This is a genomic window from Cuspidothrix issatschenkoi CHARLIE-1 (genome assembly GCF_002934005.1).
GTDB lineage: Bacteria > Cyanobacteriota > Cyanobacteriia > Cyanobacteriales > Nostocaceae > Cuspidothrix > Cuspidothrix issatschenkoi.
Map to the genome: position 1 here is coordinate 24,853 of NZ_PGEM01000139.1, position 17,522 is coordinate 42,374.

The window sequence follows — 17,522 nt, forward strand, 5'->3', positions numbered from 1 at the left end:
TGCCCCTTCCCTGTTACCTTTGACTTAATAAAGAAATGGCCATTGGTAAAATCAGATGTTCTTGGACTTGAATTCTCGCGTGTAGTGTCTCTGATGTATCATCCGGTAGCACGGGTACAGCAGCTTGGATTAAAATTTCCCCACTGTCAACTTCCAAAGAAACAAGATGTACTGTACAGCCAGTAATTTTGACTTTAGCTGCTAAAGCTTGTTCTACGGCTTGCACTCCCTTAAAACTCGGTAATAAACTGGGATGAATATTAATCATGCGATGAGGAAAAGCGTCAATTAGCACGTGTGTGACTAATCGCATCCATCCCGCCATCACCACAAACGCTACATCATACTGTTGTAATGTTTGCACAATTTGATTATCAAACTTTTCTCGATTTTTGTAGTCACGATGATTTAATAGTACAGCTTCCACACCCCATTTTTCAGCCCTAGCTGCGGCCTTAGCTCCTGGATTATTGTAAATTAAAACTTGAATTTGGGCATTAATTTTCCTATCAGCGATCGCTTGGGCAATTACTTCAAAATTACTCCCATTTCCCGAAGCCATAATTCCTAATTTCAAGGGCTGAGTTGATGAAAATTGATAACTATGAACATCAGGAGAAATGATACCAGAAATACTATTTATTGGTGAATCATCAATCATAAACAACGATTATGGTAACAAAATTGAACCTGATGGACATTTGACCAGTTGGGATGCTTTTGTAGGAATTTTAGGAATCGCGGGAGGTTTGCTTGTAGGTTTAATCGTTTCACAAATAGCCGCATCTAAGGAAGGTTTACCTTTAACTTTTATCGTAAATACAATTCCTGTATAACTTTTTAAATCAGGCTTTTTAGCGGTAGCTGTATGAACAATACTTTGATTACCTTTACCTTGAGGAATGATTCTATAAAGGTAATCCTCACTTTCTGACTTAATCCCAATTTGTAAGTCTTCAAGAGTTTTTGCAAACTTACCATTTGCCAAAAAATAAGCCTGTTGGGAGCGGTTCATCAGAGTAATCATTTGTAGAGATTCAGGTTGGGACTTATTAGCATCATCTGGATCAATTATTTGAAGATTTTTCGGCAATGTTGCACTATTAGAAACCTGTTTAAATACAGATACATCCTGGGAAAAATTTTTCGGTCTCGGTTGTCCAGGATTAGTACCTTCTATTTGCATCCGCATTTCACCATCGGCAATAAAATCAAAAATAGTTAAAACTGGTTTAGGATTATCCGGTAGCTTAATATCCATATACATGGGGTTTTGTGTAGCATCAACGTGATACTTCAAGGGATAAGCAACCGCTTGATCACTAACTACCATCATCAAAAACATTTTACCGTCATCAGTAAAGAAAAAATTAACATCTGGGCCTGAAGCGTTTTTATTTTTCCATTCTCCCACCAGTTTTTTGATAATAATATCTGCTTCAGAATTGGCCGTTTGAGATATACTCGGTTTTGGTGGTATTGCTCTTTGTGCCAGCACTGTTGTCTCTAATGTCAATGGTAAAACTAGTAATAGATTGTAGGCCAGGAATTTACTAGCGGTTTTGAGTTGGTTAAAGTTTAGAACAATTGGTGTCATTTAGGTATGTTCTTATATATTAAGAGTATCTTAGCAGCCACTACAGAGATTCAGTGAAAATATACATAATTTAAGAATTGGGGAGTGCAGAGTCCCAAAGATAGATTAACAAAACAACCCACAGACGAGAATCTCTACCCATGAAACGTTTCCACTAACACCAAACACCCAATACCTAATGGTTATGAAAACCTCTCATTCTACTCAAATGAAAGCACTGGATAATGATACAGTTGCGGCTTGGACGTTTCTCACACCAGCCCTAATTTTATTAGGGTTATTTATAATTTGGCCAATTGTCTATTTATTTTATCTCAGTTTCACTGCTGGTAGTTTCACTTCTAGCGGTATTTATTGGGTAGGTTTAAAAAACTATTGGCGATTATTACAAAATGCGGATTTTTGGCAAGTTATTTTTAATACTGTTTATTTTACCATCGGCACTCTTGTCCCTAGTTTAATAATTTCTTTAGGACTAGCGGTATTATTAAATCGTTCTATTCCTATCAGGGGAATTTTACGCAGTGCTTATTTTCTTCCCTCTATTATCTCTGTTGTTGCTGCCGGTTTAGGCTTTCGCTGGTTATTCCAAGATACAGGCCCAGTTAATGGTTTTTTAAGTATATATGGTATTGGTAAAGTATCTTGGTTGGCAGATACTTTTTGGGCAATGCCAGTAATTATTTTATTCAGTATTTGGAAACAAATTGGCTTTAATATGGTAGTTTTTTTAGCAGGTTTACAAGCAATTCCTCCCAGTCGTTATGAAGCTGCGGAATTAGATGGGGCTAATGATTGGCAACAATTTTGGCATATTACCTTACCAGGATTAAGATCAACATTAATATTTGCTACAGTTACAACTGCCATTTTTACATTACGCAGTTTTGAATCGGTTTATATCCTCACTGGTGGTGGCCCTTTAAATTCAACTAATTTACTAGTTTACTATACATATCAAGAAGCTTTTGGGCAATTTGATTTTGGTTATGCAGCGGCAGTAGCTACGATACTTTTAGCGGTGACTTTATTGTTAGTTTATTTGCAATTAAAAACTTGGGGAGATGAATAATTAATTAGTGTCATGTGAGAAGAAATATCAAAAGAATAGGTGTAAGCAAAATATTACTTTTAGTTTTTCTGTTCATACCCAGATCCCCGACTTCAGTAAATTAATTTACAGCAGTTTGCGAAGGTATGAGGTACACATTCTGCGGGCAAGACTTTTACTGAGCTTGTCGTTCGCGTAGCGTGGCGTTAGCCATGGTATGCCCGCACCACAAAAGTTTGATTATGGTTATACCTCATTTGAATGAAATATGCTGTATCATTTATGGACAAAATAAATAACAGAAGTCGGGGATCTTATTGCCTTATCTGAATTTTGAGAATTTATTAATCCCAATTGTATAGAATTAAGGATCTTCTGGAAATACCCATTTAGGTGGTTCTGTCATTTTTTTCCGCAATCTTTCTTCAGCCATTTCTAGCATTTTATCTAGGGAAGTTTCTTCAACAAATTTTGCAGTTGCTTCTCTAAATTCAATGTTGGGACATTTATCACCTAAAATGCAGCCGTTAACACAAGCTTCAGCACAGTTAATTTTTTGTTCCACAGTTCATTCCTCTCTCGTTTGGATGTTTGGACTCTGCATCAGAATTTTACTATTATTGGTAATAGGTGATTACCTAATTTTTGTCTTTCATAGTAAGTATTCAGCTATAGCACTTGTTTCCAGATCCCCGACTTCTAAGATAGATTTGTCCTTTCCGAATACAATCAATCAAAGAAGTCGGGGATCTTATCACAACAGCAGTTCTCTCCATATTCGGGCGTTCTGAAAAAAAGTCCGGGTTAAGTTGTATAGTATAGACTAGGAGTTAAATATTTGGCTTTATTCCTACTTCTGATTTTGTATAAACATGACTAATGTCCGAATTATTGGCTCACACTGGAACTATTGCCGCGATCGCTACTGCTGTTGTCCCTCAACAAGGTAGTGTAGGTATTGTACGGGTTTCTGGTGATCAGGCTATGGCGATCGCTCAAACTCTATTTTATGCCCCAGGGCGACAAGTTTGGTCAAGTCACCGCATTCTTTATGGTTATATACGCCAACCCCAAACTAAGCAAATTATTGATGAGTCTTTATTATTAATCATGCAAGCTCCCCGTTCTTTTACCCGTGAAGATGTGGTAGAATTCCATTGTCATGGGGGAATTATGGCGGTGCAACAAGTATTGCAACTATGCTTAGAAAATGGTGCAAGATTAGCCCAACCAGGAGAATTTACGTTAAGAGCGTTTTTAAATGGTAGGTTAGATTTAACCCAAGCGGAAAGTATTGCCGATTTAGTAGGAGCAAAATCACCTCAAGCTGCTCAAACAGCTTTAGCTGGGTTACAGGGAAAATTAGCCCATCCAATCCGCAAATTACGCGCTAACTGTTTAGATATTTTGGCAGAAATTGAAGCCAGAATTGATTTTGAGGAAGATTTACCACCTTTAGATCAACAAAGAATTATTGCAGATATTGATCAAGTAACTGCGGAAATTAGTAAATTATTAGCCACAAAAGATAAAGGTGAATTATTACGAACTGGGTTAAAAGTGGCAATTGTGGGGCGGCCAAATGTGGGAAAATCGAGTTTATTAAATGCTTGGAGTCAGAGCGATCGCGCTATTGTCACAGACTTACCAGGAACAACCCGTGATGTGGTAGAATCTCAATTAGTTGTGGGCGGAATTCCTGTCCAAGTCCTAGATACAGCCGGGATTCGGGAAACAGCAGATCAAGTAGAAAAAATTGGTGTCGAGCGATCACGCCGTACTGCTAGTGATGCAGATTTGGTATTATTTACTATAGATGCCGCCGCAGGTTGGACACCGGCAGATCAGGAAATTTACGAACAAGTAAAACACCGTCCAGTAATTTTAGTCATTAATAAAATTGACCTAATTTCATTAGCAGAACAAGAAAACCTGAAATCCCAAATCGAAAATCCCAAATCCAAAATTGTGACATCTGCCGCCATAAATCAAGGAATTGATAGTTTAGAAACAGCAATTTTAGAAATAATTCAACAGGGAAAAGTTCAAGCTGCTAATATGGATTTAGCCATTAACCAACGACAAGCAGCAGCTTTAACAAAAGCCAAAATAGATTTACAACAAGTGCAAGCCACGATCACCGATAAATTACCCTTAGATTTTTGGACAATTGATTTAAGAGGAGCAATTCAAGCATTAGGACAAATCACCGGCGAAGAAGTCACAGAATCAGTATTAGATCGGATTTTTAGTAGGTTCTGTATCGGTAAATAGACAACTCTCAAACTCTTATTCCTCTATGTTTTCTACTTTAATCTCACATTCCGCATAAGCGGAGAATAAAAAAATAATTATCTCCAAAAACATTGTTTGGTAAGGGTTTTCAGGATTTTAGTTCAAAGGAACTATAAAATGTTTATTAGGAATTTATCTCATTTATTGAGAATATTTTTGGAGTAAAGTTTGTACAACCCTGAATCTTTCGTGATAATTATTCAGAATTGGATTTTATCTGCGGAATGTGGGTTTAATAACTCACATTCCGCATAAGCGGAGAATAAAAAAATAATTATCTCCAAAAACATTGTTTGGTAAGGGTTTTCAGGATTTTAGTTCAAAGGAACTATAAAATGTTTATTAGGAATTTATCTCATTTATTGAGAATATTTTTGGAGTAAAGTTTGTACAACCCTGAATCTTTCGTGATAATTATTCAGAATTGGATTTTATCTGCGGAATGTGGGTTAATAAATTACATCATGTTTAATTATACCTTCTGCACCCTAAACTGTCACACAACGAAAATTGGTGGTTTGCAGATTTGGAATTGACCACAAACATATTGTTTTCATATCAACTCCATTTTCATCGAATCAAATAGTAAATCATCCTATGTTCAACTTAGACAATAACAGGCTTTGTTATTACTGTCACTTGTCAACGTGGCATAGCACCTGTTACTTACTATTTGAACTCCCTAGAAAAAAGCGTTACTCTAAGCGGATAGGACTAAATACAGGAGAATACCGTGACTTCTAGCACTCAAATCCAAGCATTAGACGTACCTACCGCCATATTACAACGTCGTTCCATCAAAACCTTTAAACCGGACCCCATCTCCCCAGAACTACTCAAGCAACTGGTAGAATTAACCGTAGCTGCACCCAGTAGTTTTAACACCCAATCTTGGAGAATAGTGTTAGTTCAAGATGCAACCCAAAAAGAAGCATTATGCGCTGCTTCTTGGAAACAAAAGCAAATTCTGGAAGCACCTGTTACCTTTGTTTTCGCTGCTGACGCTACTGCGGGAGAAAAAGACCTAACACCCATTTTAGAGCAAGGTGCAGCCACAGGTGCTTGGAGTGAAGGAACAGTAAATTACTTTAGAAATGCTATTCCTCAATTTCAACAAGCTTTAGGTGACAAGCGCCGAGAATACGCCATTAAAGATGCCATGATAGCTGCTACAAATTTAGTATTAGCAGCCGAAAGTTTGGGGTTATCTACCTGCTTTATGAATGGTTGGATTGAAGAACAAGTAAAAGCTATAATTGGTGCTGAAAATAATCCAGATATTGGTATTGCCGTATTAGTACCTGTGGGATATGCAGCCGAACCTCGTTTAAATCCCGGTCGTCTACCATTATCCGCTAATATTTCTGTAGATAGACTAGACAACCCCTATCAAGGTTAATAGACATTAGGTTAAATTGTAGGGATAATTCATGAATTGTCCCTACAAGGGTTTCATTTAGGATATTTATTGATCCTTAAAACTTAATTATAGCAGGTGTTTCATCCCTGCCTCCTGCCTTCCTTATTCTTGCGCTCCAGCTTCTCGTAAAATCTTAGCAATGCCCCGATAATGATTCAATTCGGCAATCATTAAAGCCGTATAACCACCTTGATTTTTTAAATTTACATCTGCCCCAGCTTGGAGTAATATTTCCACAGCTTTAGTATAACCTTCAGCAGTCGCATACATTAACGCAGTGACTCCAGAGGAATTTTGTAAATTCACATTTGCCCCTTTTGCCAATAATAATTTGAATATTTCGGGATAGTTTATGGCTATAGCTTTCACTAAAGCAGTTTTACCATCATCTGCGAATTGATTAATATTTGCACCATAATCAAGTAAGACTTTCACTGTGTGAAAATGTCCTTTTAATACTGCTAGTGTCAGAGCAACTTCGCCCAAATTTTTCTGTTCCGTATCTGCTCCTGCATCTAGTAATACTGCTACTATGTCGCTGTATCCTTGAAATGCTGCTACGAGTAAGGGTGTATCTCTGAGATGATTTTTCATTTCCACATCTGCCCCCCGTTGTAACAATATTTTCACTACATCAGTATATTCTTCTACAGTCGCTAGGTGTAAAGCTGTTTCTCCTTCTTGATCTTGGTGATTAATTTCTGCACCTGCATCTAATAAAATATTGATAATTTCAATGTTTCCCGTGGGGGTAGCTGCTAATAATGCTGTTCCACCATCACTATTTTTTAGGTTCACATCCGCCCCAGATGAGACCAATGCTTCTACTGTTGCGACATCACCCGAGTCTACAGCAATCATTAATGCTGTTTCACCTTCGGAATCTTGACTATTGACAAGATCGTTATTTTGTGATATTAACTTAATAATTTCTGGCTGTTTGTGCTTAACTGCGAGTTTGAAAGCGGTATCACCATCTTTATCAGTAATTCCTCTGTCCGCACCAGCATCTAAAAGTATTTTTACGATTTCAATATTGCCTTTAACTGCTGCTATCATTAATGCTGTACTACCATCTTCATTTATGGCATTAATATTTGCCTCTCTAGAAATTAACAGTTTGACAACATCTATTTGATTAGCACTAGCAGCGAGCATTAATGCTGTTAAACTATATATTTTTCTAGTTAAATTAATATTAGCACCAGCATCTAAGAGCGATCGCACAATTTCTGTATAACCTAAATTCGCCGCAAGCATTAATGCTGTAGTTCCATTCACATCGCTTGTATTTATATTAATGCCTTTACTCAGCAGCGTTAACACTCTTTTTATATCTCCGCTTTTTACAGCTTTGAGCAACAAGGTATCTTTATTTTCTGTCATTTTATTTATATCCTGTTTGGGTAGATGTAACTAATTTCAACTCAAAATTTAGCAAAAAAGGCGGAAGGCAAAGGCCAGGACCAAAGTGAGCAAGAGTTAAAGCCTCACTCGAAAGTCTCTGATTTGGCATCCTGTAACCACTTGAAGCCTAGACTGTATTGCCACCCCTTGCCTCCTCTGCCTTCTTCACTTTTGAATGGTTTTAGCACTTTACCAAGAATAACTAACGCCACCCTACACTATCGAAAAATTGCTGAGTCTAAAAAATCAATGTATGCTAAGTTTTATAAAGATTTAATAATTGGCAGTAAACAGTATGGTTCTTGAACTCTCTCCAACAATCAAATTTTGGTTGAATTTCGGTCATCCAGTCATCATGTGGGTATTATTAGCACTTTCTTTATATGCCGCATATTTAGGTCTACAAGTACAGCGCACAAGAAATGCTCAAGGAGAAGATAAGAAAGAACTAATTAAAGGCCGCTACACCATCAAACACCACCAAATAGGTTCTATCATCCTAGCCTTGATGGTAGCAGGTTCAATTGGTGGTATGGCGGTTACCTACATTAATAATGGTAAATTGTTTGTTGGTCCCCATCTTCTCGCCGGACTAGGTATGACGGGTTTAATAGCTTTTTCCGCATCCCTATCTCCCTTTATGCAAAAAGGAGCAAATTGGGCGCGAATGACTCATATACTCTTAAATTTTGCTATTTTAGGACTTTTCTTCTGGCAAGCCCTATCTGGGGTGGAAATTATTCAGAAACTTCTCACTCAAGCATAAATTTCCAAAGTCGGATAATTTTGGATTTTGTATTATGGCAGGAGTCAGGAGTCAGGAGTGTCTTAATATATGGCTTTTACTGTAGATTCTGTATCTCATTCAATCGCATACCGCTATATCTCAACTTAATTAAAATAGAAAGTGCGGGCATCTTGCCCGCTTAAATTCTAAAAACGAAACAACCCATAGTTTGCTACTCTCATTTGTTTACTGCTCCCTATTTCTTCAATTTCTTCTGTGGAAAATGTATATTGAGAGATTGATGAAAATCCTTTTGCACCTTATGTGTGAGACGACGAGACACTTGACGGACAATTTGATTTAGAATGCGATCGCCTGTAGACTGAATTAAAGAACGTGATAAACGCTGCATAAACCGGGGAAATTGCAACTCTACAACCAAATCTAACTCCCATTCTACCCGTGTTATACCATCTCTATCAGCTATTAAATGTGTTAATGATTTATAGTCTACCTCATACCCAGGGGGTTGGTAATTAGGTACAGGAATAGTCCTAATTTGAAATTGACGCTCTTGGAATTTTAACAATTCTAAACCAATCTTTGGTTCGACATCATAGCCGAAAGCACCAAATTTACCTACAGCTAAAGCATAACTATTTGCATCTAAAGCCTCTACCTTCATAGGTTCTGCACAACGACCAAACCATTCACTATGGGTATTAAAATACTTTTCTACTTCCTCCACAGGTGCATACATTTCCATGCAGTCTTGATAATTTCCATAAAATTTCGTTGATTTAAGATTTTCTTCCTCAAAAGGACAGTCATCTACTATTTCCCAAGACTGATATCCACTATTGTTTGTAACCATAAATTTTTGTGTTTTTCTATATTTTCAAGTTTGTCTATATTAATAATTCCCAAATTAGGGGAATTTTTTCGCATCAAAAGCAAGTTTTCATCAAAATCTCAATAACTTATCATTAACTTCATACTTGTGAATCCTATTTCCTTCTTGATAACCAATGGTAAATTTAGCTGTAAACCACCTAGCACTCCTCAAAAATAAATATAGAGTATATTGTCTTTTATCTCTCATGGTGACAGTCCTAATCATTATCTTACAATACTTGATATTGTAGCTAAACAATGGAATACCGTCATCATCGCAATATCACTGATATTATCAGCTTAACTCAATTAAAAGGTAAGTATTTCTTATTAGTCAACACAAATAATTCAAAGGAGTAGAATTCTGAAAAGCTTTCAACTTAAAGGTGTAGAAAAACTCATTCTTCCTCTGGCCTCACTTTTGGGCTTTGTATATTTGTTTCAATGGTATGTTTTTGGAGATATATCATCATCTCCCGAACCTATATTCACCAGTAAACAGCCTCCTTTAGTTATGGAGGGTGGAGATCCTTATATTCGAGCATTAATGCGAACTATATCCGCTAGTGAAGCCAGTGGCAATCGTCCCTACTCCCTCCTCTATGGTGGTGAGCAAATTAATGATCTCAGTCGTCATCCAGAAAAATGTGTTACCATTGTCACAGGACCAAATACGGGTAACTGTTCCACCGCCGCCGGTCGCTATCAGATTATTAATACCACTTGGTATCAAATTGCTCCTCGTTATCATCCTAAACCCTCATCAATGATGTTTTGGAATAGTTATAGTTTTGAAGCAGAATATCAAGATACTGTAGTTTACCGTTGGTTGAACGATTCCCAAGTTTGGGGAACAGATATTTCTAAACTGTTGCGTCAAAAAAAAATAAATGACGTTTTACGGAAACTTTCTCCCACCTGGACGAGTTTAGGATACGGTATAGAAACCAATTCTGTTAGTCGTTACCTTCCCAAAATTTATCAGCAAATGCTCCAGGAAGAACTACAGAAAAATACCCCAGTCCGAACTGTATATTAACAGATATAAGACTAAATCAATCTGCCATAATTTTCTGCTTCGCTTTTGCTGATACAGGAATAAATACTTTTGATTGATTAGGCTTTAGCAATTGCAACCCATCTAAATTTTGCAAACAGTCTAAAGCTGCTTCTCGAATCATCACTTCTTGTTCCTGACTAAGTAGCAATTGCAAGCAGTCTATAATATCTTGTTGTGTTGCTGTGTCAACTTGCTGACGATTAATCAGTTTATTTAGTTGGCGCATAGCCATAAACCGTTTTAAAGGATCTTTTTCTGTTAATTTAACTAACAAATTTTCCAGATAATCTTCTTGTTGATTTCCCTGAAAACTGAATATTTGCCACACTAATAAAATCAAAGTTAATAGCGTTCCCATACCTTGGAAAATTGTACCAGCAGCTAACCAATGACTAGGACTATCAACCCAAATTGCTGATGTCATATAGGTGATTACTGTTGCCATCCCACCAGCAACCACAGAATAAGCTAAACGGTTGTTAGTGCTACTCATCACCTTACGGATTTCTAACCAGCGTAATTGCCAGTTCCATTGTTGCATTGAGTAACTAAATATCATGATCCCAATGCCAACTACAAGAGCTAACAGCAATTGCCAATTCCAGATCACCATAGCGACAATAATTGTTATCAATCCCAAGAAAACACCAGGTTCAGAGAAATTATTAGAAATCCGCTGTGTTGGTTTTCCTGTCTTAATCTCTGAAATATGACTGATGAATTGTCGCCAAAAAGACGTAGCCTGTGTCACCGTATTTACCTACCTGATTACAAGAGTATAAATGTATAGTTTTTGCTAATTTTCAGGATGAAATCAGGAATATTTCACCCCTGATTAGAATCCTATTTATCCTGTAAACGGATATCAATTACAGACGCATTGAAATTATAGTTGAAACCTTCTAATTCAAAAGGCATCCCAATTTTTACTTTGTTATTCCCCAGAACTGGGCCATCTTTAGTCACTGTTGCTTTATCTTCTAAAGTCAAAATAAAATCCGTACTAAAGTTATTGCTTCTAGGATCTGGCAATTCTTTGACAGAACCATCTGGTTGAGTCGCAGTCACCATTCTCCCCAATAGTTGAATAGATTTAATCCCAATCTGACCATAGGGTTGATTCCGAATAATCACATTGGTTTTACCCCCTTGTTTAAATCCTTGTTTAAACAATTGTTCAGGATTGCGAACATTCAAACCACGCACTACCAAATCCACCTCAATCGGGACTGTTTTTGCACCTACTTGAGCGACAGAACCGGAGGTTCCAGGAAAAATAAATATACCTACTATCACCAGTAAAATTACTAATGCAGCACCTAAATCTAGTAGGTTAATTTTACCGAATAAGCGACCTTTTGTATCTAAAATAGCCATAACTCACGTTGGGATAATATGTAATTAACTTTTTCAGTTAGGTAATTGATTGTACTACTAAGTTTTTCGGAGTGATCCACAATCTTGATCACATCACTAACAGCAAGCAAGTAAATGTTATGGTTATGCGATAGTTTATCATGATTGCAGTAGTTTCCAGCCATAGTAACAGTAAGTGATTGCTATTGACTATTTCCAGTATCTTGAATGTCAAATGCAACTTAGATTGGTCAAAATTCGTCCCGTAATTTTAAGTTGTCACACCCATCTCATCCCATCACATTATGATTAACTGGCAAGGATTTTCCCAAAATTACCGTTTATGGCAACGACGGTGTTTATATCCGTTAATTTCTGTAACTGTTGCCTTGACTATATGTCTTATTACACCTGTAGCAACTAAAGCTATAGATTTATTACCGCTTCTATTCCAAGGTGTGCAGATCTTGAACCTATCTAATATGTCTGATCGCCAAGAAGTCGAATTTGGACAACAGATGAACCAGGAAATACGGCAAGAAGTTAGAATTTCTCGTAATTTGCAGCTAAATCGCTATCTGGAAGAAATAGGTAGACGTTTAGCAGCCAACAGCGATCGCCCTAATCTCACCTATACTTTCCAAATAGTCGAAGATCCGGCTGTCAATGCTTTTGCCACTGCTGGCGGATTTCTTTATATGAATACAGGTCTACTCAAAGCGGCAGAAAATGAAGGTGAAGTAGCCAGTGTCTTAGCCCATGAAATGGGTCATATCGAAGGTAAACACTTAATCAAACAAATGCGACAACAAGCAATTACCAGTGGTATAGCTAGTGCCACAGGTTTAAATCGTAGTCAAGCCGTAGGTATTGGTGTAGAACTAGCCCTGAATCTTCCCCGCAGTCGCAAGGACGAATTAGACGCTGATAAAAGAGGCTTAAAAACCCTTACCCGTGCTGGTTATGCTCCCTCAGCAATGGTTTCTTTTATGCAAAAGTTACAGGGTAGCAGTTCCGTACTTACAATTTTGAGTACACATCCTGGTACAGATACCCGCATTAGAGAACTCCAAAAACAGATTAAAAATCTGCCTAGCAATAGAAATAACGGTTTAGATAAAGCCGCATATCAAGCTAAAATCAAAGCATTATTGTAAAAATGCTCTAGTAATTAAATTAGTTATCCATTAACTATGCTTGTTATTTGTGACGGCGGCTACTCAAATCATCAGGTTGAACAACAGTCATTGCTTCTTCCCAAGCTAGAGTCCGCACACCACGACTAAACACATTAGCTTGATAAACCAATTTATTTGTAATATCTAACCCCGTCAACCAACCACTACGGGGATGATAAGCACCAGTATCAATATCTATCCATCCCTGTCCTTGTGCCAAATTACCAGGAGGAACACCAGGTAAAGTAAAAGTTATTGTATGACCAACAATAATCCACTTATCAGGAAAATATGGTTTACTAATACTGTGAAACTCTTCTCTAATCCAGCAAAGCTGATCTGCTGTTTGTTCTTGTACCGTTTTGTTGGGATTAACACCAGCATGAGTTAACCAAAAACCCCCTAAGTCTAAATACGTCGGTAAGCTCTCAAACCAATCTAGATGTTTTTGGGGAATCATCGCTGATTGATAACTTGCAACCGTGGCCTGTCCTCCACTATACAGCCACGCTTGCATATTTGCTGATGCTTTATCTCTGCCTGTTAAGATGTTCAACAACATCTGCTCATGATTACCTAATAAACATAAGTAATCATTTTGTCTAACAAACTCTACCACTTGGGCGCTTTGAGGACCACGATCAATTAAATCTCCTAAAAAATAGATTTGATCTTCTGATCTAGGAGCTATTTTTTCCAAAAGTAACATCAACCCTTCATAGTGGCCATGTACATCCCCAATGACAATCTGCCGCTGACTAGTTTCGCTCATTTGCTTCTAGCTTAAATGAATTAGCTCAATATTTAGACTACTTTTTTTGTCTACTTTTGGTGAAAAAAATCAACAAAATTCGAGTAGGTTATGATTTATTTAATAAATGTCTGGGCGTTTGGTTAATTTGCCAAGCTGTCAGACCAGCTAATAGGTAAAAATTTGATAGATGTCTAAGAATAATACTCTATATTAATTTCTATAGTTTTAGAGTCAAAATTAATATTCCTCTTAAACATCAAACTTTAAACATCTTGTAACAGCCAAAACCCACTGTAAGTCATTCCCGACTTGTCTGGTTGTACCACTAAAAAATGTAGTCCACGACTTAGCCGTTTCCGTTGTTGATATAACTTACCAGCAGCAGTAACCTCCGCATCTGTAAAAGTTGCCAAAATCCACCTATCCACTAAACCTGATTCTAACACCAACCCATTAGGATCGCCGGCAAGATAATTTAACTCCACAGGGGTACTTTCCTGTAACCACTGTGCTAAACCCATAGATTTCCGCCCCCCATAAATAATTACGCCTGGTATGGCTACTGTTGAAGCCAAACCTAAATTAATTGGTTTTATAGATTCCGGTATTTGCAAAATTGGAATTGGACGCTCTGCAAACTCATCTACAATATTACTAGATGGAATTGTTCCAAATGCCCATTCTTCACCCCACAGATTTTCCGGTAGTGGTAATGGTGCTGGTTTATCTATATCTATAGGGTATTGTTTCGCTGCTAACCACTGTTTTAGCACTAAAGTTCTCCGAGTCGCTTCAACCTTAATACCTAAGCTATTTGCTGCAACTGTGATTAACCCTAAAGACTGTGGACGAAATACCTGAATTATATCTGGTAACTTATCGCCACCTGCCAATTGTAACTGTTGGGCAACCCATTGAGAATTAGCTTGTGATTGGGGACAAGTGGCCACAAACTCAAAATTGCGAGTTTGATCACAAATTAATAGTTCCCATAATATTTCCTTTTTCTCATATTGTAACGGAATACGATAAAAGTCAGCTTGCCAAATCAAACTCATTGCCTACTCCATAAAACTAAAACAACTTAAATCAGAATATAGCCGTTTTAAGGTTTAACTAAATTCGCTGCATATTCTAGTGCTGCTGCTATTGTGGAAATTTTACCTTCAGCTTGAGCAACCCCAATTTCCATGAGTAATTCACCTACCAATGGAGAAGCGGGAACTTTTAACACTGTCATAATTTCTTTACCACTGATTAAAGGTCGAGGATGTGCAACCACATCATCAGGATTAAGATAACGCTCGATTAAAGGTTGGTATGTAAATAACATACTTTCCTCAAAAATTCCTTTAGCTACAATATCATTTGCTAAAGCTAGTACCAACACAACCGGAAATAAAATTCCCATTTCCCGAAACAGAAAATATTGTTTCCGCAAAGGCATATCTACTGCCTTTATTTCTGCAAATAATCTTAATGCTGTTGTCACACCGCGAATTTCGGCTCGACTATAGGTAAGTTCCTGGAGTTCAATTTCCGCAATTTCTGCTTGAGAGTGGACCAAACACGCTAATTTAGCCACACTTAACCAAGAAGTTTTGATAGTATCACGCACATAATTTGTTAACTGTTCTGCCAATTTCTGCCATTTATCTCTAATCACAGCAAAAGCTTCATCAACCGCATTTAACTTGATAAAACTGCTAGCAGTACTATTTTTAAATAAACTACCCAAAACACCATCTTGCCAAGCTTGATCTAACCAAAATGTCCCCTGAGAACTGGCCAGTAAATAACCAACCTCTACCCGGACTCTTTCTGCTGCTACCTCAGTAATACTGCTCGCTAAACTGCGAATAGCTTCCTGTGTATTTGGTTCAATAGTGAAATCAAGTTGAGCAGCTTGACGATAAGCCCGCATTAACCGCAAAGGATCATTTTGGAGATTGACAGGTGATATCATCCGTAAAATGCCAGAATCTATATCCTGACAGCCATGGAGAGGATCAATGATTTCCTGATTATGGGGATTATAGGCGATCGCATTAATCGTAAAATCCCTTCTATACAAATCTGTCAGCAAATTCTCACCCTCCAACTGGGCAAAATCAGCCGTACCCGTCGGAAATACCACACGGGCAATTTGCCTTTCCGCATCCAGCAAAACAAAACCAGCGTCATACCGTTGGGCAATCTTTTTCGCCACCTTCACCGTATCCCAGGGGATAATAAAATCCAGATCCACGTACTCTCGCACCCTCCCCAAAATCGCATCACGCACCGCACCACCAACCATATAAACAGGTTCTGGTAGACATTCCAGACTAAAAGGCCAATTTTTGGCAGCTAGACGAGAACCAAAAAATTCATCTATTGTCATAAAAATCAACCTAGAAATTAATGCTGATTATTTTCCTTTAGGGTACATTAGCTATAAAAGGTTATTAAAGTTGGTTTTATTTATGTGTATTTGCGTGAATTGCCACTATGTAGACCGATGCGTTACCTACAACGCCGTAGAAACCCAGCACCAACAGCCCCACCTCACGGAAACACCAGATTTTGATCCCACGGAACCAGCCATTAACGTCAACATTCGCACACAAGGTGAAATCATCGAAATGGAATGGGATGTAGTAGGTTGTCTGAGTTTCCAACAAGAAACAGGTAAATGGTCTAAATTGCGTCCTGGAGAACTAGTTCCCACCTAAAGCAAAAAATCCTCACAACTTCATCTTCGCATTTTTGTATAAAGGATTCAGGCAGAAGGCAAGAAAAAAATCTGATTCAATCTTGAATTCTGATGTAGTAACATATTTCATGAGAAAAATATATTTACATTTACTTTGTCCACCATAATCAAACATCTGCCACCCAATAAATACGCTTTAGCATTGCACACAACCACACCCGATCTCGGTTTAGCAATCAGCAACTTCACCAACCACCCCAAATCCCAAGTTTGGAATTTAAGCCGTGACTTATCCAGTCATATCCATCAATACCTCATCGGACTGATTAAACCACACACTTGGGCAGACATAGAATTTATCGCCGTTGCCCAAGGTCCTGGCGGTTTCACAGGAACCCGCATTGGTGTAGTCACTGCCCGCACCTTAGCACAACAGTTAAAAATTCCAGCATTTACCATTTCTACTCTAGCCGCCGTAGCTTGGCAACAACATACATCCAATCAACATTCTCAATCTAGTAACCAACTGGAAAATAACGCTTCCATAACCCATAGCTGCCAAAATCCAGTTATTGCCGTAGAAATGCCCGCCCAACGAGGTCAAATTTTCGGTGCTATCTACCAACCCACCTCCAATAACTCTGGCATCACCCCATTACTACCAGATACAGTCTTCACACCAGCCGCATGGCAAGCAACTCTAGCCAATTGGCACACCAGTTATCAATTAATTACTGCTAAATCGAACCTAGCAGCCACCGTTAACAGTATTTTAGAACTAGCCTATCTAGATTGGCAGCAAGGTAAATACCCCCAATGGTTCGACGCTCTACCTTACTATGGCCAGCATCCTGTAGATATTTGAAAACGGCAAAATTAGCATAACCCTTACCATATAAAGCCTATAGCCCTCAGCAATTCTCCTTTCAGTCAACTAAACCAACCCATGAAAAAATTTTTTGTCAAAGTAGTTGACAAGGCAAAAAAGAATTGCTATATTAGTAAAGTGCCGAACAGAGAAAAACGACTGAAGGCAACTGAACCGAGAAAAAATAATACTTTGAAAGAATAAATTAAACCAATCCTCG

18 protein-coding genes are annotated in these 17,522 nt (G+C 37.9%); 8 read left to right on the top strand and 10 right to left on the bottom strand.

What is annotated here, in order from left to right; genetic code table 11:
• Positions 1 to 13 precede the first annotated feature (13 nt).
• Both purN and CUN59_RS17025 read right to left on the bottom strand, forming a co-directional pair.
• Positions 14 to 661: a phosphoribosylglycinamide formyltransferase gene (gene purN, locus CUN59_RS17020; protein ID WP_104388959.1), complete on the bottom strand. Its 648-nt coding sequence runs from the start codon at positions 659 to 661 to the stop codon at positions 14 to 16.
• A 9-nt stretch (positions 662 to 670) separates the two neighbouring features.
• Complete coding sequence (locus tag CUN59_RS17025) at positions 671 to 1,597, bottom strand: type IV pilin-like G/H family protein (RefSeq protein ID WP_104388960.1); 927 nt, start codon at positions 1,595 to 1,597, stop codon at positions 671 to 673.
• 184 nt (positions 1,598 to 1,781) lie between these two features.
• Between CUN59_RS17025 and CUN59_RS17030 the strand changes: the two genes are divergently transcribed.
• The gene (locus CUN59_RS17030) at positions 1,782 to 2,669 is read left to right on the top strand and encodes a carbohydrate ABC transporter permease (protein WP_243406976.1); all 888 of its coding nucleotides are present in this window, start codon (positions 1,782 to 1,784) and stop codon (positions 2,667 to 2,669) included.
• A gap of 343 nt (positions 2,670 to 3,012) precedes the next feature.
• Here the strand turns inward: CUN59_RS17030 and CUN59_RS17035 are convergent, their stop codons facing one another.
• Positions 3,013 to 3,213, bottom strand: coding sequence for a hypothetical protein (locus CUN59_RS17035; protein ID WP_104388961.1), 201 nt, complete (start codon positions 3,211 to 3,213; stop codon positions 3,013 to 3,015).
• Between the two features lie 314 nt (positions 3,214 to 3,527).
• On the opposite strand from CUN59_RS17035, the gene mnmE reads away from it, so the two are divergent.
• Complete coding sequence (gene mnmE / locus CUN59_RS17040; RefSeq protein WP_104388962.1) at positions 3,528 to 4,922, top strand: tRNA uridine-5-carboxymethylaminomethyl(34) synthesis GTPase MnmE; 1,395 nt, start codon at positions 3,528 to 3,530, stop codon at positions 4,920 to 4,922.
• A gap of 754 nt (positions 4,923 to 5,676) precedes the next feature.
• Entirely contained in the window at positions 5,677 to 6,342 is a 666-nt protein-coding gene (locus CUN59_RS17045; RefSeq protein ID WP_104388963.1) for a nitroreductase family protein, read from the top strand.
• A 123-nt stretch (positions 6,343 to 6,465) separates the two neighbouring features.
• On the opposite strand, the gene CUN59_RS17050 is transcribed toward CUN59_RS17045, so the two are convergent.
• Positions 6,466 to 7,758, bottom strand: a complete 1,293-nt coding sequence (locus CUN59_RS17050) for an ankyrin repeat domain-containing protein (protein ID WP_279327314.1) — start codon at positions 7,756 to 7,758, stop codon at positions 6,466 to 6,468.
• A 307-nt stretch (positions 7,759 to 8,065) separates the two neighbouring features.
• On the opposite strand from CUN59_RS17050, the gene CUN59_RS17055 reads away from it, so the two are divergent.
• Entirely contained in the window at positions 8,066 to 8,536 is a 471-nt protein-coding gene (locus CUN59_RS17055; protein ID WP_104388965.1) for a DUF4079 domain-containing protein, read from the top strand.
• Between the two features lie 217 nt (positions 8,537 to 8,753).
• Here the strand turns inward: CUN59_RS17055 and CUN59_RS17060 are convergent, their stop codons facing one another.
• Positions 8,754 to 9,371 carry a DUF1997 domain-containing protein gene (locus CUN59_RS17060; RefSeq protein ID WP_104388966.1) on the bottom strand — a complete coding sequence of 206 codons (618 nt, stop codon included), beginning with the start codon at positions 9,369 to 9,371 and terminating at the stop codon, positions 8,754 to 8,756.
• A 381-nt stretch (positions 9,372 to 9,752) separates the two neighbouring features.
• On the opposite strand from CUN59_RS17060, the gene CUN59_RS17065 reads away from it, so the two are divergent.
• Complete coding sequence (locus CUN59_RS17065) at positions 9,753 to 10,430, top strand: glycoside hydrolase family 24 protein (RefSeq protein ID WP_207765436.1); 678 nt, start codon at positions 9,753 to 9,755, stop codon at positions 10,428 to 10,430.
• Positions 10,431 to 10,446: 16 nt separating this feature from the next.
• Here CUN59_RS17065 and CUN59_RS17070 read toward each other — a convergent pair whose 3' ends face one another.
• Both CUN59_RS17070 and CUN59_RS17075 read right to left on the bottom strand, forming a co-directional pair.
• Entirely contained in the window at positions 10,447 to 11,202 is a 756-nt protein-coding gene (locus tag CUN59_RS17070) for an armadillo-type fold-containing protein (protein ID WP_104388968.1), read from the bottom strand.
• A 92-nt stretch (positions 11,203 to 11,294) separates the two neighbouring features.
• Complete coding sequence (locus tag CUN59_RS17075) at positions 11,295 to 11,828, bottom strand: DUF4330 domain-containing protein (RefSeq protein ID WP_104388969.1); 534 nt, start codon at positions 11,826 to 11,828, stop codon at positions 11,295 to 11,297.
• A gap of 284 nt (positions 11,829 to 12,112) precedes the next feature.
• Here CUN59_RS17075 and CUN59_RS17080 point away from each other — a divergent pair, with 284 nt between their 5' ends.
• On the top strand, positions 12,113 to 12,964 hold the full coding sequence (locus CUN59_RS17080) for a M48 family metallopeptidase (RefSeq protein ID WP_104388970.1): 852 nt from the start codon (positions 12,113 to 12,115) through the stop codon (positions 12,962 to 12,964).
• Between the two features lie 43 nt (positions 12,965 to 13,007).
• On the opposite strand, the gene CUN59_RS17085 is transcribed toward CUN59_RS17080, so the two are convergent.
• The 3 genes from CUN59_RS17085 to CUN59_RS17095 form a co-directional block, all read right to left on the bottom strand.
• Entirely contained in the window at positions 13,008 to 13,757 is a 750-nt protein-coding gene (locus tag CUN59_RS17085; protein ID WP_104388971.1) for a metallophosphoesterase family protein, read from the bottom strand.
• 245 nt (positions 13,758 to 14,002) lie between these two features.
• Positions 14,003 to 14,797 (bottom strand): Tab2/Atab2 family RNA-binding protein, encoded by a 795-nt coding sequence (locus CUN59_RS17090; protein ID WP_104388972.1) that lies wholly within the window; start codon positions 14,795 to 14,797, stop codon positions 14,003 to 14,005.
• Between the two features lie 47 nt (positions 14,798 to 14,844).
• Complete coding sequence (locus tag CUN59_RS17095; RefSeq protein WP_104388973.1) at positions 14,845 to 16,122, bottom strand: tRNA nucleotidyltransferase/poly(A) polymerase-related protein; 1,278 nt, start codon at positions 16,120 to 16,122, stop codon at positions 14,845 to 14,847.
• Positions 16,123 to 16,204: 82 nt separating this feature from the next.
• On the opposite strand from CUN59_RS17095, the gene CUN59_RS17100 reads away from it, so the two are divergent.
• A complete protein-coding gene (locus CUN59_RS17100; RefSeq protein ID WP_104388978.1) occupies positions 16,205 to 16,453 on the top strand; it encodes a Ycf34 family protein in 249 nt (82 codons plus the stop codon).
• A 135-nt stretch (positions 16,454 to 16,588) separates the two neighbouring features.
• On the top strand, positions 16,589 to 17,299 hold the full coding sequence (gene tsaB, locus CUN59_RS17105) for a tRNA (adenosine(37)-N6)-threonylcarbamoyltransferase complex dimerization subunit type 1 TsaB (RefSeq protein WP_104388974.1): 711 nt from the start codon (positions 16,589 to 16,591) through the stop codon (positions 17,297 to 17,299).
• The last annotated feature ends 223 nt before the right edge of the window (positions 17,300 to 17,522 follow it).

Coding starts and splice junctions, on each gene's coding strand:
- CUN59_RS17085 (WP_104388971.1), bottom strand. CDS start 13,757: ATGAGCGAAACTAGTCAGCGGCAGATTGTCATTGGGGATGTACATGGC.
- CUN59_RS17025 (WP_104388960.1), bottom strand. CDS start 1,597: ATGACACCAATTGTTCTAAACTTTAACCAACTCAAAACCGCTAGTAAA.
- CUN59_RS17055 (WP_104388965.1), top strand. CDS start 8,066: ATGGTTCTTGAACTCTCTCCAACAATCAAATTTTGGTTGAATTTCGGT.
- CUN59_RS17090 (WP_104388972.1), bottom strand. CDS start 14,797: ATGAGTTTGATTTGGCAAGCTGACTTTTATCGTATTCCGTTACAATAT.
- CUN59_RS17100 (WP_104388978.1), top strand. CDS start 16,205: ATGTGTATTTGCGTGAATTGCCACTATGTAGACCGATGCGTTACCTAC.
- CUN59_RS17075 (WP_104388969.1), bottom strand. CDS start 11,828: ATGGCTATTTTAGATACAAAAGGTCGCTTATTCGGTAAAATTAACCTA.
- CUN59_RS17060 (WP_104388966.1), bottom strand. CDS start 9,371: ATGGTTACAAACAATAGTGGATATCAGTCTTGGGAAATAGTAGATGAC.
- mnmE (WP_104388962.1), top strand. CDS start 3,528: ATGTCCGAATTATTGGCTCACACTGGAACTATTGCCGCGATCGCTACT.
- CUN59_RS17080 (WP_104388970.1), top strand. CDS start 12,113: ATGATTAACTGGCAAGGATTTTCCCAAAATTACCGTTTATGGCAACGA.
- CUN59_RS17030 (WP_243406976.1), top strand. CDS start 1,782: ATGAAAACCTCTCATTCTACTCAAATGAAAGCACTGGATAATGATACA.
- purN (WP_104388959.1), bottom strand. CDS start 661: ATGATTGATGATTCACCAATAAATAGTATTTCTGGTATCATTTCTCCT.
- CUN59_RS17095 (WP_104388973.1), bottom strand. CDS start 16,122: ATGACAATAGATGAATTTTTTGGTTCTCGTCTAGCTGCCAAAAATTGG.